The organism is Neisseria sp. P0021.S007, from assembly GCF_051956855.1.
Genome location: NZ_JBQCXA010001588.1, coordinates 1 through 458, shown reverse-complemented (window position 1 = coordinate 458; position 458 = coordinate 1). Strand labels below are relative to the sequence as shown.

Below are 458 nucleotides of genomic sequence, written 5' to 3'. Positions count from 1 at the left end.
CAACCGTATCGGCGCAAGACAACAGATCAATCGCCTCCGAAAGATTGGTTTTGCCGCAAAGATTGGTACACAGGCCGTCTGAAAGTCGGTTGATTTCATCTGCAATATCAAAATCTTTTTGCGAACCGAACAGCCAAACCTGCCAGCCCTTGGCCAAATATCGGCGGCCGAGTTCGGCAAAATGACGCGCAGGCCAACGCTTGGCCGGGCCATATTCCGCACCGGGACAAAATGCCAAAATCGGTTTATCCGTCGCCAAACCATGTTTTGCCAAAGCAGCTTGACGGCTTTCGGGATCAATCTTAAAACACGGATTATCGGAATGCCCGTTAAAATCCGCTTGGGTCGGATACGCCAGCGCAGTATAGCGGTCGACCATCAGAGGCAACGCGGCCTTATCCAACTTGCGGATATCGTTCAGCAAAAAATAGCGTGATTCGCCGACGTAGCCCGTACGC

General features: G+C 52.0%; 1 protein-coding gene. It reads right to left on the bottom strand.

Annotated features, from left to right (window positions below; translation table 11 throughout):
* The coding region (gene waaF / locus ACTHUR_RS20410; RefSeq protein ID WP_440400614.1) for a lipopolysaccharide heptosyltransferase II at positions 1-458 on the bottom strand (458 nt) is incomplete at both ends.